Below are 23,666 nucleotides of genomic sequence, written 5' to 3'. Positions count from 1 at the left end.
CGTTAGCTTGATTTCAGGATAATTATGAGCAAGAGCACCGCTGAGATCCGTCAGGCGTTTCTCGACTTTTTCCATAGCAAGGGACATCAGGTAGTCGCCAGTAGCTCTCTGGTCCCGAACAACGACCCGACTTTGCTGTTTACCAACGCCGGGATGAACCAGTTCAAGGACGTGTTCCTTGGTCTCGACAAGCGTAATTATTCCCGTGCGACGACCGCGCAGCGCTGCGTGCGCGCCGGCGGTAAGCACAACGACCTGGAAAACGTCGGTTACACCGCCCGCCACCACACTTTCTTCGAAATGCTGGGCAACTTCAGCTTCGGTGACTACTTCAAACACGACGCTATCCAGTACGCCTGGGAGCTGTTGACCGGCGCGCAGTGGTTTAACCTGCCGAAAGAGCGCCTGTGGGTGACCGTCTACGAAACCGATGACGAAGCTTACGAAATCTGGGAAAAAGAAGTCGGTATCCCGCGCGAGCGCATTATTCGCATCGGCGATAACAAGGGCGCGCCTTACGCGTCTGATAACTTCTGGCAGATGGGCGATACCGGTCCGTGTGGCCCGTGCACCGAAATTTTCTACGATCATGGCGATCACATCTGGGGCGGCCCTCCGGGCAGCCCGGAAGAAGACGGCGATCGCTATATTGAGATCTGGAATATCGTGTTTATGCAGTTTAACCGTCAGGCTGACGGCACCATGGAACCGCTGCCGAAGCCGTCCGTGGATACCGGTATGGGCCTTGAGCGTATCGCCGCGGTGCTGCAACACGTTAACTCCAACTATGAAATCGATCTGTTCCAGAAACTGATCCACGCGGTCGCGAACGTGACCGGTGCGACCGATCTGAGCAACAAGTCCCTGCGCGTTATCGCGGATCACATTCGTTCCTGCGCCTTCCTGATTGCCGATGGCGTCATCCCGTCTAACGAAAACCGCGGTTATGTGCTGCGCCGCATCATTCGTCGCGCTATCCGCCACGGCAATATGCTGGGCGCCAAAGACACCTTCTTCTACAAGCTGGTAGGACCGCTGGTGGACGTCATGGGCTCTGCGGGTGAAGAACTGAAGCGTCAGCAGGCGCAGGTTGAGCAGGTGCTGAAAACCGAAGAAGAGCAGTTCGCCCGCACGCTGGAGCGTGGCCTGGCGCTGCTCGATGAAGAGCTGGCGAAGCTTCAGGGCGATACGCTCGATGGCGAAACGGCCTTCCGTCTGTACGACACTTACGGCTTCCCGGTCGACCTGACCGCGGATGTCTGCCGCGAGCGCAATATCAAAGTTGACGAAGCGGGCTTCGAAGCGGCGATGGAAGAGCAGCGCCGTCGCGCGCGCGAATCCAGCGGCTTTGGCGCAGATTACAACGCGATGATCCGCGTTGACGGCGCGTCTGAATTTAAAGGCTATGACCAGACCGAACTGACCGCGAAAGTCACCGCGTTGTTTATCGACGGCAAAGCCGTTGACCAGGTCACTGCGGGCCAGCAGGCCGTCGTTGTGCTGGACGAGACGCCGTTTTATGCGGAATCCGGCGGCCAGGTGGGCGATAAAGGCGAGCTGAAGGGTAACGGTTTCACATTCTCTGTGAACGATACCCAAAAATATGGCCAGGCGATTGGGCATATCGGCGAACTTGCAAGCGGCGTGCTGAAAGTGGGCGAGGGCGTTAAAGCGGAAGTGGACCACGCGCGCCGCGACCGTATTCGTCTCAACCACTCGGCGACGCACCTGATGCATGCCGCGCTGCGCCAGGTGCTCGGCACTCACGTTGCGCAGAAAGGCTCGCTGGTGAACGACAAAGGCCTGCGTTTTGACTTCTCCCACTTCGAAGCGATGAAGCCGGAAGAGATCCGCAAGGTGGAAGAACTGGTGAATGCCCAGATCCGTCGCAACCTGCCGATTGAAACGAACGTCATGGACCTGGAAGCGGCGAAAGCGAAAGGCGCGATGGCGCTGTTTGGCGAGAAATATGAAGACCGCGTGCGCGTACTGAGCATGGGCGATTTCTCCACCGAGCTGTGTGGCGGTATCCACGCGTCGCGCACCGGCGATATCGGCCTGTTCCGCATCGTTTCTGAATCCGGCACCGCCGCAGGCGTGCGCCGTATCGAAGCGGTCACCGGCGAAGGCGCGCTGTCTCTGGTTCATGCCCAGAACGACCGCCTGAACGAACTCTCTCATCTGCTGAAGAGCGACAGCCAGACGCTGAACGATAAAGTTCGCGCGATGGTTGAGCGTACCCGTCAGCTGGAGAAAGAGCTGCAACAGCTGAAAGAACAGCAGGCGGCACAGGAGAGCGCGAGCCTTAGCAGTAAAGCCGTTGAGATTAAAGGCGTTAAGCTGCTGGTAAGCGAGCTTGCCGGCGTTGAGCCGAAAATGCTGCGCACCATGGTTGACGATCTGAAGAATCAGCTCGGCTCTGCGGTGATCGTGCTGGCCACCGTGGCGGAGGGTAAAGTCTCTCTGATCGCGGGTGTGTCGAAAGATGTGACGGATCGCGTCAAGGCTGGCGAACTGGTGGGCATGATTGCTCAGCAGGTCGGCGGCAAAGGCGGCGGACGCCCGGATATGGCGCAAGCTGGCGGTACCGATGCCGCGGCGCTGCCTGCAGCGCTTGGCGGCGTTGAAAGCTGGGTAGCCGCGAAGCTGTAATAACCGAAACGGTACAAAAGACGCCATAACGTTTTGATGTTATGGCGTCTTTATCTGTGCCGGAACTATAACGATAAAGTCGGGTTGATTTTTTCTGGATCGGCTAAACTTAGGTTTAACAGAATGTAATGCCGTGACTGCTTACACCTCAGGTGTTTGTCATCGCTTACTTTTTGGCGTTATATGATGGATAATGCCGGGATACAGAGAGACCCGACTCTTTTAATCTTTCAAGGAGCAAAGAATGCTGATTCTGACTCGTCGAGTTGGTGAAACCCTCATGATTGGGGATGAGGTGACCGTGACAGTTCTTGGGGTAAAAGGCAACCAGGTACGTATTGGCGTTAACGCCCCCAAAGAGGTTTCTGTACACCGTGAAGAGATCTACCAGCGTATCCAGGCTGAAAAATCGCAACAGTCCAGTTACTGAGTTGTCGCGTCTCGCTCACTGAGGCGAGGCGCATCCCCTTTTGAATTTTCTTCCCTCCGTACGCTTTTTTCTGCTTTTCCCGACGCGCTTTTCCTCTCTTTGACCATGATCTGTTTATCGTCATGCCTGTGCATTTACGTTGATAAAACAGCCTTTTTGTTGGTAAAGCAGGCTGATTGGGCGGTAAATGTGCAAACGATGCAGAGTCGGGAAAAATTGTTTGACTTATAAGTCCCAGAAAGTAATATGTGCGCCACGCAGCGACGATGAGACGAAACAAGCTCTTCGAAGCACTCGTAAGAGGCGTGTGGTGAGGTGGCCGAGAGGCTGAAGGCGCTCCCCTGCTAAGGGAGTATGCGGTCAAAAGCTGCATCCGGGGTTCGAATCCCCGCCTCACCGCCATTTTGCATCCGTAGCTCAGCTGGATAGAGTACTCGGCTACGAACCGAGCGGTCGGAGGTTCGAATCCTCCCGGATGCACCATCTCTTACTTAGTATGGCTTTCGCAGCGATACTAATATCAGTAGTAAAGCAGTAAATCCCGATGCATCCGTAGCTCAGCTGGATAGAGTACTCGGCTACGAACCGAGCGGTCGGAGGTTCGAATCCTCCCGGATGCACCATCTTCTTCAACGTGATTGCAATTAGCATGACGTTGAATCCGCAGTAAAGCAGTATCCCGATGCATCCGTAGCTCAGCTGGATAGAGTACTCGGCTACGAACCGAGCGGTCGGAGGTTCGAATCCTCCCGGATGCACCATATTTCTCAACGACATCAGCAATGATGACGTGAACCCGCAGTAACGCAGTATCCCCAATGCATCCGTAGCTCAGCTGGATAGAGTACTCGGCTACGAACCGAGCGGTCGGAGGTTCGAATCCTCCCGGATGCACCATATCTCTCAACGACATCAGCAAAGATAACGTCACCTGGTAAGCGATAACTATCGCGAAATCCAGGGAGGATAACGCTGCGGTGCAGCGGCCCGTCAGGGTGAGGCGAAGCCGAATCATCCTCCCGGATGCACCATACTTTCCCTGATAATCCTCCCCAACACACCATCAGCCTCTCTTGACTGCCTTTTCTCCCTGTCTTCACCGTTCGCCTGCGCCAGTGCTTTACACACGATTTCACTCTCCTTTTGCGCTTTATCCCTGCGTCCCTTTGCAGCGCCCGCCACCCTTAACAGCGACAAAATTAACGGTTTAAGCTAAAGTAAGAATCCTTGCGGTCAAGGTAATGAGGGCATGATGTACGAGCGTTATGACGGGCTGATTTTTGACATGGATGGCACTATCCTCGATACCGAGCCCACACACCGGCAAGCCTGGCGCAATGTCCTGGGCCGCTACGGCATGCAGTTTGACGAGCAGGCCATGGTCGCGCTGAACGGATCGCCGACCTGGCGTATCGCCCAGGCGGTGATTGAGCTTAATCAGGCGAACCTTGACCCTCATGCACTCGCGCGCGAAAAAACCGCCGCGGTACAGGCGATGCTGCTGGATACGGTGCGTCCGTTACCGCTGATTGACGTCGTCAAAGCCTGGCACGGCCGCCGTCCTATGGCTGTCGGCACCGGCAGCGAAAGCGCGATGGCGGAGGCGCTGCTCACGCACCTCGGCCTGCGTCATTACTTCGCGGCGGTTGTCGCCGCCGATCATGTACAGCATCATAAACCCGCTCCCGATACGTTTTTGCGCTGTGCGACGCTTATGGGCGTCGCGCCGGAGAAATGCGTGGTGTTTGAAGACGCGGATTTCGGTCTCGAAGCAGCGCGTCTCGCGGGAATGGATGCTGTGGACGTGCGTCTGCTGTGAGCGACGCGCTGTCGCTCTTCTCGCTCTTCACCAGCAGTTTTTTAAGCGCCACGCTGCTGCCGGGCAGTTCCGAAGCGGTCCTGGTGGCGTTGCTGGTGAGCGCGAAAAGTACCCCCTGGCGGTTAGTATTAACCGCAACAATAGGTAATAGCCTTGGGGGGTTAACTAACGTTATTCTTGGGCGGTTGTTTCCCCTGCGCGAGTCGTCGCGCTGGCAGGAACGCGCGCAGGGCTGGCTGCAACGGTTTGGGGCGTCAGCGCTGCTATTAAGCTGGCTGCCTCTGGTCGGCGATCTGTTGTGCCTGCTGGCAGGGTGGTTGCGACTTCCCTGGGGGCGGGTGATCTTTTTTCTGTGCCTTGGCAAGGCGCTGCGCTATATCGTTATCGCGGCGGCGACTTTGCAGGGTATGACGTGGTGGCACTAATTGGATTGTTTGAGCGACCTTTCATCGTCAACCTTTACCATTACAATTATGCTTAATAAAACTATTTTCGACATGACAGGCGGGAGGTCAATTTGATCCCGGACGTATCACAGGCGCTGGCCTGGTTAACCGAGCATCCTGAGGCATTAAAAGGCATTCGCCGTGGGCTGGAGCGCGAAACGCTGCGCGTCACGCCGCAAGGCGAGCTGGCGACCACGGGGCATCCGGAAAGCCTGGGCGCCGCGTTAACCCACAAGTGGATCACGACGGACTTTGCCGAAGCCCTTCTGGAATTTATCACGCCGGTAGACGGCGATATCGACCACATGCTGACCGTTATGCGCGATATTCATCGCCATACCGCCAGGGCGCTCGGCGATGAGCGCATGTGGCCGCTCAGCATGCCTTGCTATATTAAAGAAGGGCAGGATATTGAGCTGGCGCAGTACGGCACCTCAAATATTGGCCGCTTCAAAACGCTCTATCGCTCGGGCCTGAAAAACCGCTACGGCGCGCTGATGCAGACCATTTCGGGCGTTCACTACAACTTTTCGCTGCCGCTCGCATTCTGGCAGGCGAAGTGTCAGGTAGAAGATGCCGACAGCGGTAAAGAGGCGATTTCAGCGGGTTATTTCCGGCTCATCCGTAACTACTACCGTTTCGGCTGGGTGATCCCGTATCTGTTCGGCGCCTCGCCGGCCATCTGTTCGTCTTTCCTGCAGGGCAAGCCGACCCAACTGCCGTTTGAGAAAACCGACTGCGGCATGTACTACCTGCCTTACGCCACCTCATTGCGCTTAAGCGATCTCGGCTATACCAATAAATCGCAAAGCAATCTCGGGATTACGTTTAACGATCTGCACAGTTATGTGGCAGGATTGAAGCGCGCCATCAAAACCCCGTCGGAAGAGTACGCGAAGCTGGGGCTGAAAAAGGATGGGGAGTATCTGCAAATCAATACCAACATCCTGCAGATTGAGAACGAGCTCTACGCGCCGATCCGGCCGAAGCGCGTGACGCGCGATGGCGAATCGCCGTCTGACGCGCTGCTGCGCGGCGGTATCGAGTATATCGAAGTGCGCTCGCTCGATATCAACCCGTTCTCGCCGATTGGCGTGGATGAAAACCAGGTGCGTTTCCTCGATCTCTTTATGGTCTGGTGCGCGCTGGCGGATGCGCCGGAGATGAGCAGCGACGAGCTGCTGTGTACCCGCACCAACTGGAATCGGGTTATCCTGGAAGGCCGCAAGCCGGGTCTGACGCTCGGCATCGGTTGTGAAACGGCGCAGTTCCCGCTGGCGAAAGTGGGCAAAGATCTGTTCAGCGATTTACGCCGTGTGGCGCAAACGCTCGACGGTATCAACGGCGGGCAGGAATACCAGCAGGTCTGCGATCGCCTGGTGGCGTGCTTTGACGATCCGGAACTCACATACTCCGCACGCATTCTGCGCTCGATGATTGAGAACGGGATCGGCGGCACCGGACGCGAGCTTGCGGATCGCTATCGCACCATGCTGCGCGACGAGCCGTTACAGGCGTTGCAGGAAGAGGATTTCCGTCAGGAGCAGGCGGCGTCGCTGGCGCGTCAGCGTGAGATTGAGGCTGCGGATACCGAGCCGTTTGACGAGTGGCTGACGAAGCAGGCGTGACACAAAAGAAAAAGGCCACATCGCTGTGGCCAAATTGTCATCTCTGAACTCAGTGATGATGATAACAAATGCGCGTCTTTCATAGATTCAGACCCGGCCCGCGAACATTAGTTCAGTTTAATTTTAAAAAATCACTACTCGGAGGTGATCAGATGCCATTGCTTGATAGCTTCACTGTCGACCATACCCGTATGGAAGCGCCTGCGGTGCGTGTGGCGAAGACCATGAACACGCCGCATGGCGACACCATCACCGTGTTCGACCTGCGTTTCTGCGCGCCGAACAAAGAAGTGATGCCGGAAAAAGGCATCCATACGCTGGAGCACCTGTTTGCGGGGTTCATGCGCGATCACCTGAACGGCAACGGTGTAGAGATCATCGACATCTCCCCGATGGGCTGTCGCACCGGTTTCTACATGAGCCTTATCGGCCAGCCTGATGAGCAGCGCGTGGCGGACGCCTGGAAAGCGGCGATGCAGGATGTGCTGAAAGTCAAAGAGCAGAACCAGATCCCTGAACTGAACGTCTACCAGTGCGGCACCTACGAGATGCACTCGCTGGAAGAAGCGCAGGAGATTGCTCGTCACATTATCGAGCGCGGCGTGGGCGTCAACAGCAACGATGCGCTGGCGCTGCCGAAAGAAAAATTACAGGAACTGCATCTGTAAAAATCTGCGTTAAATAACGAAAAGGGAGCCTGACAGGCTCCTTTTTTATTATATGATACCCGCTGCGGTTATATTTATTTCCAGAGCAGCGTTTCGCCGACTTAATACAAATTTTTAATGTGGGGCGCTAAATAAACCCGGAAATAAAATAGCGGTTTATTACTATTCACACCCTGAACGATTTACCCGAAACAGTCGCGGGCCGCGTCCTGTCTGTGTGTATCGTCAGCTTTATGGCCTGACAGGCCGTAAAACCGTGAACAAGAATATATGTCGTCACGGCGTACCGCCACGGCGCGCAGGATCTTTTCACGAGCGTCATAATAATTATCAAGGCATTAACAGACTGGGATCGAGAATGAGACGTTTTTTCCGACGCGGCGCGCCTGAGTTATCTGGTCACAGCACCGGTAATACCACCCGTTTTATCCGACGCACGCTAATTTTTATGAGCGGGCTGCTCGGGTTATTTTTCCTGATAGCGATCCTCTCCCTGCTACATATCGCCAACGATATTAACGACCGCGCCGATACGCGCAGCCGTCATCTGTTTTTAAAAGCCCTTGAAAATCGACAGGATGCGCTTAAAACCAATCTTAACGACTACTCCGACTGGGGCGAGGCGTATCTCAAACTGCATAAGACGACGGACGTGCGCTGGGCGTGGGATCGCGGAAACCTCGGGCAGTCGCTGTATGAAATGTTCGGCTACGACGGCGTCTTTGTGACCGATGGCAGCGACGCCACCCGCTACAGCGTCGTCAATGGCCGGCTGCGTAACCAGAAAGTGGAACACTGGATCGGCGCGCCGATGCTGAAAAGCCTGCGTATCGCGCTCGATGGCACCGACGGCGCGGCGATCGTCACGCCGATGGAGTATAACGGCAAGCCCGCGCTGGTGAGTGCGGCGTGGATACGCAGCGGCGGTGACAGCATCGTTGACGCTGAGCCTGGCGTGCCGTCGCTGATGGTGTTTGTCGATGTGCTCACCGAGACGGAGCTCGCGCGCATGGGGCGCGAATACGGCATCGATGAGCTGCACGTGCGTAAACCGGGCGAGGCGCGCCCCGATTACCGGCAGGTCACGCTGGCGCTGCCGCTCGGTAACGGGCAGGTGACGATGGTCTGGCGCAGCGAAGATCCGGGCCACGATTTAAAGGCCGTCATCCTGCCGCTGCTGATTTTCCTGACGCTCTTTACGGCGCTGGTGGCGGGCATGTCGATGCGTAACGCGCTTAACAAAGCGCGGATTAACGATGAAAACGCCTTTTTGCTGGAGCAGAACCGGCTGGCGCTCGCCGCGAGCGAACGGCGCTTTCGCGACGTGGCGGAAGCCACGACCGACTGGATCTGGGAAACCGATGACGAGCTGCGCTTTACCTGGCTTTCCGAGCGCTTTCCGGTCATCACCGGTTATCGAATCGCCGACTGGCTGGGACGGCGGGTGACGGAGTTTATCCAGGAAGACAGGGCGACGCTTGAGGAATGGCTGCATCAGCCAGGGCACGGCGGGCACCTCAACATGACCCACTGCCGCTATCTCTCGGCGCAGGGCCACCAGCGCTACTGCAACCTGGTGGCGAAACCCATTGCCACCGTCGATGGAGTGCTGAGCTTTCGCGGCACCGCGACTGACGTCACGCTGGAGGTCGAGGCCCAGGCGCGCGTGCAATATCTCTCGCTGCATGACGAACTCACCGGCCTGCCCAACCGGGTGCGCATGAAGGAGTTTCTGGAAGGCAAGCTCCAGTCGCGTCCGACCCGCGAGCGTCCGCTGGCGATGATAAGTCTCGATCTTGATAACTTTAAGCCGGTGAACGACCTCTTCGGCCACGGCGTCGGCGATGAACTGCTGCATCAGGTGTCCGAACGCCTGCGCGCCTGCCTGCGCGACTTCGACCTGGTGGCGCGCCAGGGCGGTGACGAATTTATCCTCATCATTCCCGATATCGAGCGTAAAGAGGCGCTGGAGCAGCTCTGCGGGCGTATTCTCGATGAAATAAAACGCCCGTTCAGCGTGCAGGATCATGAGATTTTAATCGGTGCCAGCATGGGCATCGCGCTCGCGCCGCAGGACGCCGTCAACGCCACCGACCTGCTGCGCTTCTCCGATATCGCGCTTTATAAAGCCAAAAGCAGCGGGCGCAACGGCTGGGTGTTTTATAACGCCGATATGGCTGAGCAAATCGTTCAGCGCCGCGAAATGGAAAACAGCCTGCGCGAGGCGCTGCGCGAGCAGCAGTTCCAGCTGGTTTACCAGCCGCGTTACGACGTCAGCGCGGAAAAGATAGTGGCGGTGGAAGCGCTGCTGCGCTGGCATCACCCCGAGCTCGGGCTGCTGATGCCGGATCAGTTTATTTCGCTTGCCGAGGAGACCGGGCTGATTATCGCCATCAGCGACTGGGTGCTGAACGCGGCCTGCCGCGACGCGCAGCGCGAAATGCCGGGGCTTGCGATTTCCGTCAATATTTCGGCGGTCGAGTTTCGCACGCCAGGGCTGGTGGAGCGGGTGAACGCGGCGCTGCAAACGAGCGGGCTTGCGCCTGAACGGCTGGAGCTTGAGGTGACGGAGAACGCTACGCTCTCCAACCCGGAGGTCAGTCTTGAGCTGATGAATGACCTGAAAGCGCTCGGCGTGCGGCTGCTGATTGATGATTTCGGCACCGGCTACTCCTCGCTAAGCTACCTGCGCACCTTCCCGTTTGACGGTATCAAGCTCGATAAATCGTTTGTGGCGGGCATGCCGCACTCGGATAACGCCAACAGCATCGTGGAGAATATTATCGGGCTCGGCAAAGCGTTTTCGCTCAGCATCACCGCCGAAGGGGTGGAGACGCCAGAGCAGCTGGCGCAGCTGAAAATGTACCAGTGCGATGAAACCCAGGGGTATCTGATGTGCAGGCCGCTGCCGCTGGAGCGCCTGAAAGCGCAACTGCGCGAGCAGGGGATTGCGCCGGAGAAAGACGCAACGTCGTGAATAAAAAAGGCCCGCCAGTGCGGGCCTTTTTAACGCGTGGCGTCAGTGGGCGCCGCCGCCGCCGCCGCCCGCTCCGAAGGGCGGTCTGGCAAACCAGATAAGCCCGAGCAGGATCAGGAACACGCCCGCGGAGGCCCAGAAAATCTCATTTGCCGAGATAATCAGCCCCTGGTTGGTTATCTGCTGAGCGATATACCCGGACGCCTGCTGTTGCGTCATTCCCATGCCCTGAAGCTGGTTGTACATCTCCTGCGCGTTGGGGTTAAACGGCGTCACCGACTCGGTCATCTGCGCGTGGTGCATTGATTCCCGGTTGGTCCAGAGCGTCGTGGTAATGGAAGTGCCGATTGAGCCCGCCAGCGTCCTTAAGAAGTTCGACAGGCTCGACGCCGCCGCCAGCCGCTCAGGCGGCAGGCCGGAGAGGGTGATGGTGGTGAGCGGCATAAAGAAGCAGGCCACCGCGAAGCCCTGGATAAACTGCGGCCACGCTGACGCGCCGAAATCCATGCCGGGCTCGAAGGTATACGCGCGCCAGTAGAAGCACACCGCGTACATAATAAAGCTGAACGTCACCAGGCGGCGCATATCCAGCTTATGCGCGAAGCGCCCGATAATCGGCGAGAGAATAACCGGAATGATCCCGACCGGCGCCGAGGCGAGCCCCGCCCAGGTAGCGGTATAGCCGTAGACCTCCTGCAACAGCTGCGGCAGCAGCACAATCGAGCCGAAGTAGAGCATGTAGGCAAGACTGATGCTCAGGCAGCCGATAGTGAAGTTACGCGACTTAAACAGCGAGAGGTCGACAATCGGATGCTCGTCGGTCAGCTCCCAGACGATCAGGAAGCAGAGCGCCACCACGGCCACCACCGTCAGCACCACGATTTCAGTGGAGTTAAACCAGTCGAGCTCTTTGCCCTGATCGAGCATCACCTGCAGGCTGCCGATACCGATAACCAGCAGCGCCAGCCCCACGGCGTCGATGCGCCGCTGCTCGGTGCGGGTTTCGCGTCCGCGCAGCGATTGCAGCGTCATCAGCACGACCGCGATGCCGATAGGCACGTTGATAAAGAAAATCCAGCCCCAGTGGTAGTTATCGCTGATCCAGCCGCCGAGGATCGGGCCGCAGATAGGCGCGACGATCACCGTCATCGACCACAGCGCCAGCGCGATGGAACGTTTGGCGGGCGGGTAGTTGCTCAGCAGCAGACTCTGGGAGAGCGGGATCAGCGGCCCGGCCACAATCCCCTGAATCACGCGGAAGAAAATCAGCATGTTCAGGCTGTTGGAGACGCCGCATGCCCAGGAGGCGATGGCGAACGCGATAGTGGACCAGACGAACAGCCGCACCTCGCCGACGCGTCTGGCGAGCCAGCCGGTAATCGGGATAGAGATGGCGTTCGCCACCCCGAACGAGGTGATAACCCAAGTGCCCTGACTCAGCGAGGCGCCCAGGTTACCGGCGATCGTCGGGATAGCCACGTTCGCGATGGTGGAGTCCAGCACCTGCATGAACGTGGCAAGCGAAAGGGCGATGGTCATAATGACCAGTTGCGCCCCTTCCAGCGGTTTACGTTGCTGCATACAACCTCCGCCTGTTAACCCGCGTTCGCCTGCACGATGTCGTTAATCAGCTTATTCACCGGCTCCAGGCTGATTTCGCGCGCGTTACTTTCATACGCGGGCTGCGAGCGGGTCTGCGTCGCGAGGACGCCGCCATCGAGATCGCTGGTGTTCACTTTAACCAGCGTAGAGAGACCGATGCGCAGCGGATGCTGTTCCAGCTGTTTCGGATCCAGCTCGATACGCACTGGCAGACGCTGAACCACTTTGATCCAGTTGCCGGTCGCGTTCTGCGCGGGCAGCAGCGAGAAGGCGCTGCCGGTGCCCATATCCAGGCCGACCACTTTGCCGGTGTACTCGACGTCATCGCCGTAGATATCGCTGATGACCGTCGCCTGCTGGCCGATGCGCATATGCGCCAGCTGCGTTTCTTTAAAGTTCGCGTCCACCCACAAGCCGCTCGCCGGCACAATCGCCATCAGCGGCGTGCTGGAGCTGATCTGCGCGCCCACCTGCACCGAGCGGCGTGACACATAGCCAGTCATCGGGCTAACAATTTTCGTACGCTGCAAGGCAAGCCAGGCGTTGCGCACTTCGGTGGCGGCCTGTTTCACGGCAGGCTGATCTTCAAGGGTCGTGCCGAGGATCATCGCCTGGTTGGCGTTGTACTGCTGAATGGCGACATCGAGCTGCGCCTGGGCGCTGGCGACGGCGTCACGGGCGTGCTGGAGCTCTTCACGGCCAATCAGGTTGGCGCTGCCGAGCGGCACGCGACGGTTTAAATCGCTCTGGGCCTGGGCCAGCGCGGTTTTTTGCACGTCGATATTCGCGGCATACTGCTTGCTGTTGATCATCAGCTGGCGGGTCTGGCGCACGCTTGAGGCGAGCTGCGTCTGCGCTTTTTCAAAGGCCTGCTGGGCATCGGTCGGGTCGAGGGTGACCAGCACGTCGCCTTTTTTCACAAAATCGGTGTTCTCAACCCACACTTTCGTGACGCTGCCGGAGACCTGCGCCATGATTTGAACCTGATTCCCTGCCACGTAGGCGTCATCGGTTTCCTCGAAATGACGCGCCACTAAAAACCAGTAAACGCCATACGCCACGGCAATAACAACAAAGAGCAAGGTTAATAACAGCAGGGCACCTTTGCGCTTACCCTTCTTCTTATTAACCGGTTGCTGCGGGGTGGTGTTCTCCGCATTTGCGCTCATGTTTATCTCCACGTTCTTATTGTTGTCGTCGGCGTTCGCCGACCTCTGTTGTCAAAAAGGCCAGCTCGATGCTGGCCTGTCAGTGTAGCGTTTTCCTTGCAACAGCACGTTTGCGAAACGAGCGCTTATTGGCCCGTTAGCGAACGGCCTCAAGCATCGTATTGTCCTCTTCCATCTGGTCGAGACGGTCAAGTAACTTACGGGTAATGTGCTCCAGCTGTTCTTTCTCCTGGCCGCTTAAGGAAGACCACAGCTGGTGCAGGCAGTTATGCTGCGGCGGCAGCACCTGACGTAAAAATTCCTGACCCTTTTCGGTCAGCTGAAGATGCAGACAGCGGCGATCGTTATCGCTTTCGCGACGCTCGATCCAGCCGCGTTTTTCCAGCTCATCGGCAATGCGGGTGGCGTTCGTGCGCGACGATCCCAGTGCGCAGCTCAGCTCGCTCGGCTGAATACTGTGATTCTCCTGAGACTCCAGGGTCAGCAGCGCCATAAACAACGTCTCGTTAATCCCCTGAGCCTTCAGCATTTTATTGCGGTTTTCCAGCAGCTTGCCCTGCATGTGCATGCACAGGCGAGTCAGCAGGATTTCCTGATACGGAAAATCCTCGTAGCGACTGGCGCGAAATTTAAGCATCTGTTCAATGGGCGTAAACGAACTATCCATTTGGGTATAACCTCATTAATTGCAGCCGATATAATAACGACGGTAACAAATCATGTAAATCTATTATTTAGGTGAATCACTAATGGCTACGTTACCGTCATGAGCTTCCGGACTATTCCATAACCCGGAGCGCCCGCCGCCTTGCCAGATGGCGCTGCGGCCAGGCGGGCATGAGAAAATAACGACGCGCTGACACGACGCGTATCGGCGGAAAACGGGGCGAGCCGGCCGTCATTTATATAAGTAGTGGAAATGTAAGATGTCGATTCTGGTGATAGCAAACCAGGCGATACAGCACACAAACGCGGGACGAGCGCCACGGACAAGCCGCTGAAAAGTGATGGCAAAATTTCGCTTATGCTCCCTGCCAGTATGAGGATGCGACGGGGCAGGGAGGGGCTTAAGGGTGTGGGTATATCCATATACGTTTTTGATATATTGCCGAAGTTAAAATCACTCGAATAAATAACTCAGCACAACCTTAACAGAGTGTTACCGCCCTTAACACCCTTCACGGGCATTCAGGACGGCAAAGGTGCGACGCAGACCTCACTCTGCCCCGCTGTGGCGGTGATAGCCGCGCCACCACACTACCAGATTTAGTAGCGCGATAAATGCGCCCGCCGCACAGACGCCGTTCCATCCGGCGTGCTGCCACGCGGAGGCGGAAATGAGCGACCCGGCCGCGCCGCCGATAAAATAGCTGGTCATATAACCTGCGGTCAGGCGGTTACGCGCGTCCGGGTGAATGCGGTAGATAACGCTCTGGTTGGTGATATGCACGCCCTGCACCGTGAGGTCGAGAACAAGAATGCCGATAATCAGCGCGATAACCGAGAACTGGCCGAGCGCGACGGCAATCCATGACAGCAACAGCAGCACCAGCCCCCAGGTCGTGGTGAGATGCGCTTTGCCTTTATCGACAAAACCGCCCGCCGGACGCGCGGCCAGCGCGCCTGCGGCACCCGCAAGACCAAACAGCCCAATCACGCCGTCCGAGAAGTGAAACGGCGCGCCCGCCAGTAAAAATGCCATCGAGGTCCAGAGAATGCTGAAGTTGGCGAAGGTCAGGCAGCCCAGCAGCGCGCGGGTGCGCAGCAGCTTATCGCGGGTAAAGAGGCTGAAGATGGAGCCGAGCAGCTGCGGATAGTTAAGCGTGCTGGTCTGCTTCACCGCAGGCAGGCCGCGCCAGAGCGCCAGCGCCATGATGACCATCAGCACTGTCGCCACCCAGTAGACGGTGCGCCAGCCGCCGAGACTCGCGAGCGCGCCGGATACCGTACGCGCCAGCAGAATGCCGAGCAGCAGGCCGCTCATAATGGTGCCGACCACCTTGCCGCGTTTTTCCGGCGCGGCGAGCGTGGCGGCGAGCGGTACCAGGATTTGCGCGACCACCGAGAACAGGCCCGTCAGCGCGGTGCCCAAAATCATCATCGTGAGCGTGTGGCTGCTGGCGGTGATCAGCATCCCGGCGGCGGCCAGCAGCGTCATCACCACAATCATGCTGCGGCGCTCGAACATATCACCCAGCGGCACCAGGAACAGCAGCCCGAAGGCGTAGCCGAGCTGGGCGGCGGTGACGATAAAGCCCGCCTGATTGGCGGTAATGGCGAAGGCTCTGGCGATGGTGTCGAGCAGCGGCTGAGCATAGTAGTTGCTCGCCACCACAAGGCCGGTCGCGACGGACATCAATACCGTCAGCGAAGGGCTAAGTCCTTGAGAGTGTTTAGTCATGGCTTCTTTTATGTCATTAAGAGGGCGGGAAAACGCGTGCCGAAAGCCATTATGATAACGGAACCGCTCCGCAGCGCCAGATTGTTGAGGAATTGTTAAGTGTCAGATTGTGCGTTTTGGAGGGGTAAGGCAATGGCAGCGGTTCAGGGCGACGGTGGGTGCAATGACAGACTCCAGGGCGGGTAAGCCAGGCGCACCCGCCATATCAAAGCCATATAAAAAAACACCCGCCGGGCGGCGGGTGTTGTCTGCGCGTGTTAACGCGCCTGTTTCTGCGCGGCCAGCGCGTCGTTGATCCATCCGTCGAACTGCTGCTGGTGGGCCTTGATCCACCCATCAACGTGACCCTGAATATCCGCCTCTGACGCTTTGCCGCTGTGCATCATCGCGTTCTGGGCATTGATATCGGTAATCGGCAGTTTCATCACCGAGAACAGCTTCGCCGCCGCCGGGTTTTTCTGCGCCCAGGCTTTATTCGCCACGATATGCATCGTATTCACCGGGAAGCCAAAGTTGTTGCCATTCGCAAGCTTGGTGTCGATGTTTTTCTGCTCGCCCGGCAGGGAAGAGAACGGCACCTGTAGCCACACCACATCTTTACCCGGCTTCAGCACGTCGCTTACCCAGTACGGCGTCCAGGTGTAATAGAGCACCGGCTTGCCTTCTTTATAACGCGCAATTGTATCAGCCATCATCGCGGCATAATTGCCGTGGTTCACGGTCACGGTGTCCTGCAGGTGATACGCCGTGTTCTGATGATTAATCACCGCTTCGCAACCCCAGCCCGGCGTGCAGCCCATCATGTCCGCTTTGCCGTCGCCGTTGCTGTCGAACAGCTTCGCGAGTTTGGGATCTTTCAGCTGGGCGATATTGGTAATGTGATATTTCTCGGCGGTTTTACGGTCTATCAGATAACCCTGCGCCGCGCCGGTCACGTAGGTGCCTTCGCGGTAAAACTTCTTGTCGCCGCCCGCCGCCGCGTACATGTCGTCATGCAGCGGTTGCCAGTTCACGGCGGTAAAGGTAGCGTCGCCGGAGGCAATCGAGGTGTAACCGACGTTGTAATCCACTTCGCTGGTTTTATTCACGGTGTAGCCGAGCTTTTCCAGCGCGCGGCTCACCAGCAGCGTCTGAAAGCTCTCTTCCGCGATAGTGCTCTGCACCGGCTGGACGGTAATGCCTTTGCCCGGAAGATCGGCGGCAAAAGTGCTGGTGGTAACGAGTGTGGCAAAGGCTGTGGCGAAAAGAACAGAATGTCGCATCGTTATTCCTTTTATAAAGGGGGAGGGAACGGGGCGGCTTGCGCCGCCCGCACGTTATTTCATGAATGGACGAGTGATAAGGCCGAGCGGGCCGCTGGCATACCAGCGACGGTTGCCACGGCTGCGGGCGTCGCGCCCGACCGCCTGCGTCAGCCTGTCGAGAATAATGGCGAGGATAACAATGCCCACGCCGCCCACGGTGGCAAGCCCCATGTCGAGGCGGCCAATGCCGCGCAGCACCATCTGGCCGAGGCCGCCGACGGCGATCATCGAGGCAATCACCACCATCGAGAGCGCCAGCATCAGGGTCTGGTTGATCCCGGCCATAATGGTCGGCATGGCGAGCGGCAGCTGCACTTTAAACAGCATCTGCCGCGGGCTTGAGCCAAATGAGCGCGCCGCCTCGATGAGATCTTCCGGCACCTGGTTTATCCCGAGGACAGTCAGGCGCACCACTGGCGGCAGGGCGAAGATAATCGTCACCACCACGCCTGGGACGTTGCCAATGCCAAACAGCATAACGATCGGCACCAGATAGACGAACGCGGGCGTGGTCTGCATCGCATCCAGCAGGGGGCGAATGATCTTCGCGGCCCTCGGACTTCTGGCAAGCCAGATCCCAAGCGGCAGGCCAATCAGCACGCAGAACAGCAGGGCGGTCAGCACCAGCGCCAGCGTCACCATCGCCTGCGACCAGGCGCCGATCGCGCCGATGGCGATCAGCGATACCAGCGTCGCGACCCCCATCCCGACGCCGGAGATCTGCCAGGCGATCAGCGCGAAAAGCGCAATCGCCACCGGCGCAGGCATCCCCAGCAGCAGCTGCTGGAAGGCGTTCAGGATGTAATCCACCGGCACGCGAATGCCCTGGAACAGCGGGCGGAAGTGCGTTACCACCCAGTCGATGCCTTCCGTGACCCAGCGGTCAAGCGGGATCAGCGTCTTATGGAACGGATCCATGATACTGAAATGTTCTGGCGCGGGCGCCGGCGCGCTGGTGAGCCAGTCGGTTGAGCCGCTTTCCGGCGTGGGCGTTGGGCTGCCCCAGGCGTCGGCGCTGCCGGCGTTGTTAGCCGCGGCGTCAGCGGTGCCGGTGTCCCACGGATTTTGTGTCTGATCAGTCATTGGTGGCCCCCTCGCGATCCAGCGCTTTCAGCAATACCCCTTTCGAGATAACGCCCACATACTGTTGCTCCTCGCCCACGACCGGGACGGCGCATGGCGCGACCCCGACCGGCGAGAGCAGTTCGCTTAACGGCGTGTCGGCGTTGACCGCCGCGGGCACGTCCAGCAAGGCGCTGTCCAGCCCCTGGCCTGCCGCCAGCGCCGCTTTCAGAGAATCCACCGAGACGGTGCCGACAAAGCGGTTGCCGCGCTCGACCACGTAACCAAACTCGCGATCTTCATCCTGCAACAGCTTGATAGCCGAGCGCGGGCCGAAGCCTGGCGTTTTACGCAGCAAACCCGCCGGGCTGCGGCGCGCGATATCTTTCGCGCTGAAAACCTGGCTGATATCGACGCCGCGGAAAAACGTGCGCACATAATCGTTGGCCGGATTATTGAGAATTTCATCCGGCGTGCCGACCTGCACTACTTCACCGTTTTGCATAATGGCGATGCGGTCGCCAATTCGCATGGCTTCGTCGAGGTCATGGGAAATAAACACAATGGTGCGCTGATGGCGCGATTGCAGCTTAATTAATTCATCCTGCATTTCGCTGCGAATTAACGGGTCGAGCGCCGAGAATGCCTCGTCCATTAACAGAATATCCGGGTTAATGGCCAGCGCGCGCGCAAGACCCACGCGCTGACGCATTCCGCCGGAAAGTTCATCCGGGTACGCGTGCGCATAATTCTCAAGCCCGACCTGACGCAGGGCATCAAGCGCTTTTTCGTGACGCTCTTTCAGCGGTACGCCGGCTAATTCCATGCCGAAGGCGGTATTATTTAATACCGTCATGTGCGGCATGAGCGCGAATGACTGGAATACCATCGCTATCTTTTTCTTGCGCACCTCGCGCAGCGCAGCGTCCGATATTCTGGCGATATCCTCGCCATCAATCAGTACCTGACCGCGGGTGGGTTCAATCAGGCGATTGAGAAGGCGAACCATAGTGGATTTACCCGAGCCGGATAATCCCATGATGACAAATATCTCGCCTTCTTCAATGGCCAGAGTGGCGTCTTTAACGCCGACAGACAGCCCAGTCTTTTCCAGTATTTCCGCTTTTGAAAGCCCTTTTTCAATATATTTAAAGGCCCGCTGTGGGTGCTCTCCAAATATCTTGTATAGATTTTTGATCTCTAATTTAATTGCCATGCAATAGCGTGAGTCCTATTATATTTTGCCGTTAAGATGATTCCTGCAGGAAATAGTTACCGGGCATACCCTAGCATACTGAGATTCTGAGACAACCCTCAATTTCCGGCGCGTCCGGTGAAATGACGCCGTGAAACGGCGATATTTCCCGGTATCACTGGGCTCGTCGGTAGTGGAAAGAGCGTGATATTTTTGCTGTTGTAGAGTGAAAGGGCGGGCGAATCAGCGAGATTCGCCCGCCAGAGAAAGGAAATAGCGCGTCGGAATGTTACAGAGATATTTGCGTGGATTTTACAATTTTGCAGCAAATAATTCTGACAGATATTCTGTGATTATTTACGCCTGAAAAGCCATCAAAAATCCCAGTCTTCGTCTTCGGTTTCCACCGCTTTGCCCATGACATACGATGAGCCGGAGCCGGAGAAAAAGTCGTGATTTTCATCCGCGCCAGGAGAGAGGGCGGCGAGGATCGCGGGGTTCACCTGCGCCATTTCCGGCGGGAACAGCGCCTCGTAGCCCAGGTTCATCAGCGCTTTATTGGCGTTGTAACAGAGGAAGGCGCTCACATCCTCCACCCAGCCGACATCCTGATACAGCGCCTCGGTGTAGGCGAGCTCGTTATCATAAAGCTCCATCATCAGATCCAGCGCGAACCCTTTCAGCGATTCACGACGCTGCGCGTCAACCTTCGCAAGCCCTTGCTGGTATTTGTAGCCGATGTAATACCCGTGCACCGCTTCGTCGCGAATGATCAGACGAATGAGATCGGCCGTATTGGTGAGCTTGCCGCGGCTCGACCAGTACATGGGCAGATAAAAGCCGGAATAGAACAGAAACGACTCCAGAAAGACGCTCGCGATTTTCTTCTTCAGCGGATCGTGCTCGCGATAATGCGCAAGAATAATCTGCGCTTTGCGCTGAAGCGGCGCGTTCTCTTCGCTCCAGGCGTAGGCGGCGTCCACGTCTTTGGTCTGGCAGAGCGTCGAGAAAATCGAGCTGTACGAGCGGGCGTGAACCGCCTCCATAAAGCTGACGTTCGAGAGCACCGCTTCTTCATGCGGCGTGATGGCGTCGGCCATCAGCGCAGGCGCGCCAACCGTATTCTGGATGGTATCGAGCAGCGTTAGCCCGGTGAACACGCGGATGGTCAGTTGTTGCTCGCCCGGCGTTAACGTCTGCCAGGCCGGAATATCGTTGGAGAGCGGCACCTTTTCCGGTAGCCAGAAGTTACTGGTGAGCCGGTTCCACACCTCAAGATCTTTCTCGTCCTGAAGATGGTTCCAGTTGATGGCGCTAATACGGCTTAAACGGGTCATGGTGATTCCTCACAGGGCGCAGGAGACGCAGCCCTCAATTTCGGTGCCTTCCAGCGCCAGCTGGCGCAGTCGAATGTAATAGAGCGTCTTGATGCCTTTTTTCCAGGCGTAAATCTGCGCCCGGTTGATATCGCGCGTGGTGGCGGTATCCGGGAAGAACAGCGTCAGCGACAGCCCCTGATCCACATGGCGCGTGGCCTCGGCATAGGTGTCGATGATTTTTTCCGGCCCGATTTCATAGGCATCCTGATACAGCGCCAGGTTCTCGTTCGTCATAAACGGCGCGGGGTAATAGACGCGGCCGATTTTGCCTTCCTTGCGGATTTCGATTTTCGAGACGATCGGATGAATGCTCGACGTCGCATGGTTGATATAAGAGATAGAGCCGGTCGGCGGCACCGCCTGCAGGTTGCGGTTATAGAGCCCGTGACGCATCACGTCGTCGCGAAGGGCGCGCCACATCTCAGGCGTCGGCAGCGTAATGCCTGCGCGGGCGAAGAGTTCCGCAACCCGCGCGGTTTTCGGCGTCCACGTCTGCGTCAGGTACTTCTCGAAATACTCGCCGCTGGCGTAGCGCGACTGCGCAAAGCCGTCGAAGCGCTCGCCGCGCTCGCGTGCCAGCCTCATTGACGTGTGCAGCGCGTGCCAGGTGACGGTGTAAAAGTAGAGATTGGTGAAATCGAGCCCTTCCGGCGAGCCGTAAGCGATGCCTTCGCGCGCCAGATAGCCATGCAGGTTCATCTGCCCGAGCCCGATGGCGTGCGAGGCGGCGTTGCCTGCTTCAATGGACGGCACGCTGCGGATATGGCTCATGTCAGAGACCGCCGTCAGCGCGCGCACCGCCACTTCTACCGTGCGGCCAAAGTCTGGCGAATCCATCGTATGGGCAATATTCAGCGAACCGAGGTTACAGGAGATATCCTGGCCGACCGTCGCGTAATCCAGGTTTTCATCAAACGTGGAGGCGCTGTTGACCTGCAAAATCTCCGAGCAAAGATTGCTCATATTGATGCGCCCGGCAATCGGGTTGGCGCGGTTCACCGTGTCCTCGAACATGATGTACGGGTAGCCGGACTCAAACTGGATCTCCGCCAGGCGCTGGAACAGCTCGCGGGCGCTGATGTACCGCTTGCGAACGCGGTCATCTTCCACCAGCTGCGAATACATGTCGCTGACGCTGATATCGCCGAACGGCTTGCCGTAAAGGCGCTCCACATCATAGGGCGAGAACAGCGCCATCTGCGCGTTGGCTTTGGCGAGTTCAAAGGTGATATCGGGGATCACCACGCCGAGCGACAGCGTTTTGATACGGATTTTCTCATCGGCGTTTTCGCGTTTGGTGTCGAGGAACCGCAGGATATCCGGGTGATGCGCGTTGAGGTAGACCGCGCCAGCGCCCTGGCGCGCGCCGAGCTGGTTGGCGTATGAAAAGGCGTCCTCCAGCATTTTCATCACCGGGATAACGCCGGAAGACTGATTCTCGATGCGCTTAATCGGCGCGCCCGCTTCCCGCAAATTCGATAGCGAAAACGCCACGCCGCCGCCGCGTTTGGAGAGCTGGAGCGCAGCGTTCACCGCCCGCCCGATGGACTCCATATTATCCTCGATGCGCAGCAGGAAGCAGGAGACCAGCTCGCCGCGCTGCTGTTTCCCGCAGTTGAGGAAAGTGGGCGTCGCGGGCTGAAAACGACCGCTTAAGATCTCAATGAGGATCTGGCGTGCGAGGGCTTCATCGCCGCAGGCGAGCGTCAGCGCCACCATGCAGGCGCGGTCCGGGAAGTGCTCCAGATAGCGTTTACCGTCGAAGGTTTTCAGCGTGTAGCTGGTGTAAAATTTCCACGCGCCGAGAAACGTTTTAAACGTGAAGCCGTAGCGGTGCGCTTCGTCAAACAGCCCGGCGACAAAGGCCGCGTCGTAGCGCTTAAGCACGTTGTCATCGTAATAGCCTTCGCTCACCAGATACGCGAGCCGCGCGTGGGTATCCGGGAAGGCGACCGTGCGCGGCTGCACGTGAGCGGCCATAAACGCCTCCACCGCCTCGCGGTCTTTGGCAAACTGGATGCGCCCCGACGCATCGTAGAGATTGAGCATCGCGTTCAGCGCGTGATAGTCCGGCGGCGTATGCAGTGCGGCTTCGCCGGTTAGTGATGTCGTTGCCAAAATTCGTTAACTCCCTTACGCACGTTGTCGATATCCAGCCCGGTGCCCATCAGCTCGAAGCGATAGAGAAAAGGCACCTGACATTTGCGGGCGATGATGTCGCCAGCGCGGCAAAACCCCTCGCCGAAGTTACGGTTGCCTGCGGCAATGACGCCGCGCAGCAGCGCGCGATTGTGCTCATCGTTCAGAAACCGGATAACCTGGCGCGGCACGGCGTCTGCCGTTCCGCCGCCGCCGTAGGTCGGCACAATCAAAATGTAAGGCTCGCTCGCCCGCAGCCGCGCGTCGTCCTCCAGCGGAATACGCTGCGCTGGCAGGCCCAGCCGCGCGATAAAACGATGCGTGTTTTCCGAGCGGCTGGAGAAGTAAATCAGCGTGCTCATGCGTTTGCCGCAAGCGAGTCCGCGCGCAGACGATTGATCATGTCCGGGCGAAAACCGCTCCAGCTCAGGTCGTCAGCCATGACCACCGGCAGCTGGCGAAACCCCTGTTCGCGCAGCGTATCGATGGCCTCGGGGTGCTCGTCGAGATTGATGGTGTCAAAGGCAATCCCACGGCTTTCCAGCGCGCGTTTGGTAGCGTGACACTGGACGCAATCATTTCTTGTGTAAATAGTTATGCGCATGATTCGTATTCTCATAAATAGATTAAAATCCCCACCGCAACGCAGGGTTGATGGGGGCTATCTGATAAGAGAGATACTAGATGTAGTTATCTTAACTTTCAACTACGCAATATATAGGGTTTCTGGCCGTTCGGCGGTACAGGCGCGAAAAGGCAGGCATACCAGTGGCCGGACGCGAAAAAGGCGTAATG

The 23,666-nt window shown here is 57.8% G+C and carries 18 protein-coding genes and 5 tRNA genes; 12 read left to right on the top strand and 11 right to left on the bottom strand.

Annotated features, from left to right (window positions below; translation table 11 throughout):
• The first annotated feature begins 24 nt into the window (after nt 1-24).
• The 12 genes from alaS (at nt 25) to AFK67_RS16210 (ending at nt 10,620) form a co-directional block, all read left to right on the top strand.
• Entirely contained in the window at nt 25-2,652 is a 2,628-nt protein-coding gene (gene alaS, locus AFK67_RS16265) for an alanine--tRNA ligase (RefSeq protein WP_032967590.1), read from the top strand.
• A 244-nt stretch (nt 2,653-2,896) separates the two neighbouring features.
• On the top strand, nt 2,897-3,082 hold the full coding sequence (gene csrA, locus AFK67_RS16260; protein ID WP_000906486.1) for a carbon storage regulator CsrA: 186 nt from the start codon (nt 2,897-2,899) through the stop codon (nt 3,080-3,082).
• A gap of 309 nt (nt 3,083-3,391) precedes the next feature.
• A tRNA-Ser gene (locus tag AFK67_RS16255) sits at nt 3,392-3,484 on the top strand.
• Between the two features lie 4 nt (nt 3,485-3,488).
• Nucleotides 3,489-3,565, top strand: a tRNA-Arg gene (locus AFK67_RS16250).
• Nucleotides 3,566-3,628: 63 nt separating this feature from the next.
• Nucleotides 3,629-3,705, top strand: a tRNA-Arg gene (locus AFK67_RS16245).
• A gap of 61 nt (nt 3,706-3,766) precedes the next feature.
• Nucleotides 3,767-3,843: transfer RNA gene (locus AFK67_RS16240), tRNA-Arg, on the top strand.
• 59 nt (nt 3,844-3,902) lie between these two features.
• A tRNA-Arg gene (locus AFK67_RS16235) sits at nt 3,903-3,979 on the top strand.
• Nucleotides 3,980-4,334: 355 nt separating this feature from the next.
• Nucleotides 4,335-4,901 carry a fructose-1-phosphate/6-phosphogluconate phosphatase gene (gene yqaB / locus AFK67_RS16230; protein WP_007730387.1) on the top strand — a complete coding sequence of 189 codons (567 nt, stop codon included), beginning with the start codon at nt 4,335-4,337 and terminating at the stop codon, nt 4,899-4,901.
• Nucleotides 4,898-5,326 carry a YqaA family protein gene (locus AFK67_RS16225; protein ID WP_007730385.1) on the top strand — a complete coding sequence of 143 codons (429 nt, stop codon included), beginning with the start codon at nt 4,898-4,900 and terminating at the stop codon, nt 5,324-5,326. Before yqaB ends, AFK67_RS16225 begins: the two co-directional genes overlap by 4 nt.
• Nucleotides 5,327-5,418: 92 nt before the next feature.
• Complete coding sequence (gene gshA, locus AFK67_RS16220) at nt 5,419-6,975, top strand: glutamate--cysteine ligase (RefSeq protein ID WP_007730383.1); 1,557 nt, start codon at nt 5,419-5,421, stop codon at nt 6,973-6,975.
• A 152-nt stretch (nt 6,976-7,127) separates the two neighbouring features.
• Nucleotides 7,128-7,643, top strand: coding sequence for an S-ribosylhomocysteine lyase (gene luxS, locus AFK67_RS16215; protein ID WP_007730381.1), 516 nt, complete (start codon nt 7,128-7,130; stop codon nt 7,641-7,643).
• Nucleotides 7,644-8,001: 358 nt separating this feature from the next.
• Nucleotides 8,002-10,620 (top strand): bifunctional diguanylate cyclase/phosphodiesterase, encoded by a 2,619-nt coding sequence (locus tag AFK67_RS16210; RefSeq protein WP_050569291.1) that lies wholly within the window; start codon nt 8,002-8,004, stop codon nt 10,618-10,620.
• Nucleotides 10,621-10,662: 42 nt separating this feature from the next.
• On the opposite strand, the gene emrB is transcribed toward AFK67_RS16210, so the two are convergent.
• From emrB to nrdH, 11 genes are all read right to left on the bottom strand, one after another.
• Nucleotides 10,663-12,201, bottom strand: coding sequence for a multidrug efflux MFS transporter permease subunit EmrB (gene emrB / locus AFK67_RS16205; protein ID WP_038884419.1), 1,539 nt, complete (start codon nt 12,199-12,201; stop codon nt 10,663-10,665).
• Nucleotides 12,202-12,215: 14 nt separating this feature from the next.
• Nucleotides 12,216-13,391 (bottom strand): multidrug efflux MFS transporter periplasmic adaptor subunit EmrA, encoded by a 1,176-nt coding sequence (gene emrA, locus AFK67_RS16200; protein ID WP_007730371.1) that lies wholly within the window; start codon nt 13,389-13,391, stop codon nt 12,216-12,218.
• A 136-nt stretch (nt 13,392-13,527) separates the two neighbouring features.
• A complete protein-coding gene (mprA, locus tag AFK67_RS16195; protein ID WP_007730368.1) occupies nt 13,528-14,058 on the bottom strand; it encodes a transcriptional repressor MprA in 531 nt (176 codons plus the stop codon).
• Between the two features lie 549 nt (nt 14,059-14,607).
• Complete coding sequence (locus AFK67_RS16190; RefSeq protein ID WP_007730365.1) at nt 14,608-15,792, bottom strand: MFS transporter; 1,185 nt, start codon at nt 15,790-15,792, stop codon at nt 14,608-14,610.
• Between the two features lie 257 nt (nt 15,793-16,049).
• Nucleotides 16,050-17,054, bottom strand: coding sequence for a glycine betaine/L-proline ABC transporter substrate-binding protein ProX (gene proX / locus AFK67_RS16185; protein WP_007730360.1), 1,005 nt, complete (start codon nt 17,052-17,054; stop codon nt 16,050-16,052).
• A 54-nt stretch (nt 17,055-17,108) separates the two neighbouring features.
• Nucleotides 17,109-18,179, bottom strand: coding sequence for a glycine betaine/L-proline ABC transporter permease ProW (gene proW, locus AFK67_RS16180; RefSeq protein WP_038884415.1), 1,071 nt, complete (start codon nt 18,177-18,179; stop codon nt 17,109-17,111).
• Nucleotides 18,172-19,374 carry a glycine betaine/L-proline ABC transporter ATP-binding protein ProV gene (gene proV, locus AFK67_RS16175; protein WP_007730355.1) on the bottom strand — a complete coding sequence of 401 codons (1,203 nt, stop codon included), beginning with the start codon at nt 19,372-19,374 and terminating at the stop codon, nt 18,172-18,174. The genes proW and proV overlap by 8 nt, the downstream gene beginning before the upstream one ends.
• 353 nt (nt 19,375-19,727) lie before the next feature.
• Entirely contained in the window at nt 19,728-20,690 is a 963-nt protein-coding gene (gene nrdF, locus AFK67_RS16170; RefSeq protein WP_007730353.1) for a class 1b ribonucleoside-diphosphate reductase subunit beta, read from the bottom strand.
• A gap of 9 nt (nt 20,691-20,699) precedes the next feature.
• Entirely contained in the window at nt 20,700-22,850 is a 2,151-nt protein-coding gene (gene nrdE, locus AFK67_RS16165) for a class 1b ribonucleoside-diphosphate reductase subunit alpha (protein ID WP_007730350.1), read from the bottom strand.
• Nucleotides 22,832-23,233: a class Ib ribonucleoside-diphosphate reductase assembly flavoprotein NrdI gene (nrdI, locus tag AFK67_RS16160; protein WP_007730348.1), complete on the bottom strand. Its 402-nt coding sequence runs from the start codon at nt 23,231-23,233 to the stop codon at nt 22,832-22,834. The genes nrdE and nrdI overlap by 19 nt, the downstream gene beginning before the upstream one ends.
• Entirely contained in the window at nt 23,230-23,475 is a 246-nt protein-coding gene (nrdH, locus tag AFK67_RS16155; protein ID WP_007730345.1) for a glutaredoxin-like protein NrdH, read from the bottom strand. The genes nrdI and nrdH overlap by 4 nt, the downstream gene beginning before the upstream one ends.
• Nucleotides 23,476-23,666: the final 191 nt, after the last annotated feature.

Origin of the sequence: Cronobacter dublinensis subsp. dublinensis LMG 23823, assembly GCF_001277235.1 — a bacterium.
Taxonomy (GTDB): Bacteria; Pseudomonadota; Gammaproteobacteria; order Enterobacterales; family Enterobacteriaceae; genus Cronobacter; species Cronobacter dublinensis.
Note: the sequence above shows the minus strand (reverse complement) of the source record. Positions and strands in the feature narration are given on the sequence as shown.

Coding starts and splice junctions, on each gene's coding strand:
- nrdI (WP_007730348.1), bottom strand. CDS start 23,233: ATGAGCACGCTGATTTACTTCTCCAGCCGCTCGGAAAACACGCATCGT.
- proV (WP_007730355.1), bottom strand. CDS start 19,374: ATGGCAATTAAATTAGAGATCAAAAATCTATACAAGATATTTGGAGAG.
- alaS (WP_032967590.1), top strand. CDS start 25: ATGAGCAAGAGCACCGCTGAGATCCGTCAGGCGTTTCTCGACTTTTTC.
- yqaB (WP_007730387.1), top strand. CDS start 4,335: ATGTACGAGCGTTATGACGGGCTGATTTTTGACATGGATGGCACTATC.
- AFK67_RS16190 (WP_007730365.1), bottom strand. CDS start 15,792: ATGACTAAACACTCTCAAGGACTTAGCCCTTCGCTGACGGTATTGATG.
- emrB (WP_038884419.1), bottom strand. CDS start 12,201: ATGCAGCAACGTAAACCGCTGGAAGGGGCGCAACTGGTCATTATGACC.
- nrdH (WP_007730345.1), bottom strand. CDS start 23,475: ATGCGCATAACTATTTACACAAGAAATGATTGCGTCCAGTGTCACGCT.
- csrA (WP_000906486.1), top strand. CDS start 2,897: ATGCTGATTCTGACTCGTCGAGTTGGTGAAACCCTCATGATTGGGGAT.
- proW (WP_038884415.1), bottom strand. CDS start 18,179: ATGACTGATCAGACACAAAATCCGTGGGACACCGGCACCGCTGACGCC.
- luxS (WP_007730381.1), top strand. CDS start 7,128: ATGCCATTGCTTGATAGCTTCACTGTCGACCATACCCGTATGGAAGCG.
- proX (WP_007730360.1), bottom strand. CDS start 17,054: ATGCGACATTCTGTTCTTTTCGCCACAGCCTTTGCCACACTCGTTACC.
- emrA (WP_007730371.1), bottom strand. CDS start 13,391: ATGAGCGCAAATGCGGAGAACACCACCCCGCAGCAACCGGTTAATAAG.
- mprA (WP_007730368.1), bottom strand. CDS start 14,058: ATGGATAGTTCGTTTACGCCCATTGAACAGATGCTTAAATTTCGCGCC.
- nrdF (WP_007730353.1), bottom strand. CDS start 20,690: ATGACCCGTTTAAGCCGTATTAGCGCCATCAACTGGAACCATCTTCAG.
- AFK67_RS16210 (WP_050569291.1), top strand. CDS start 8,002: ATGAGACGTTTTTTCCGACGCGGCGCGCCTGAGTTATCTGGTCACAGC.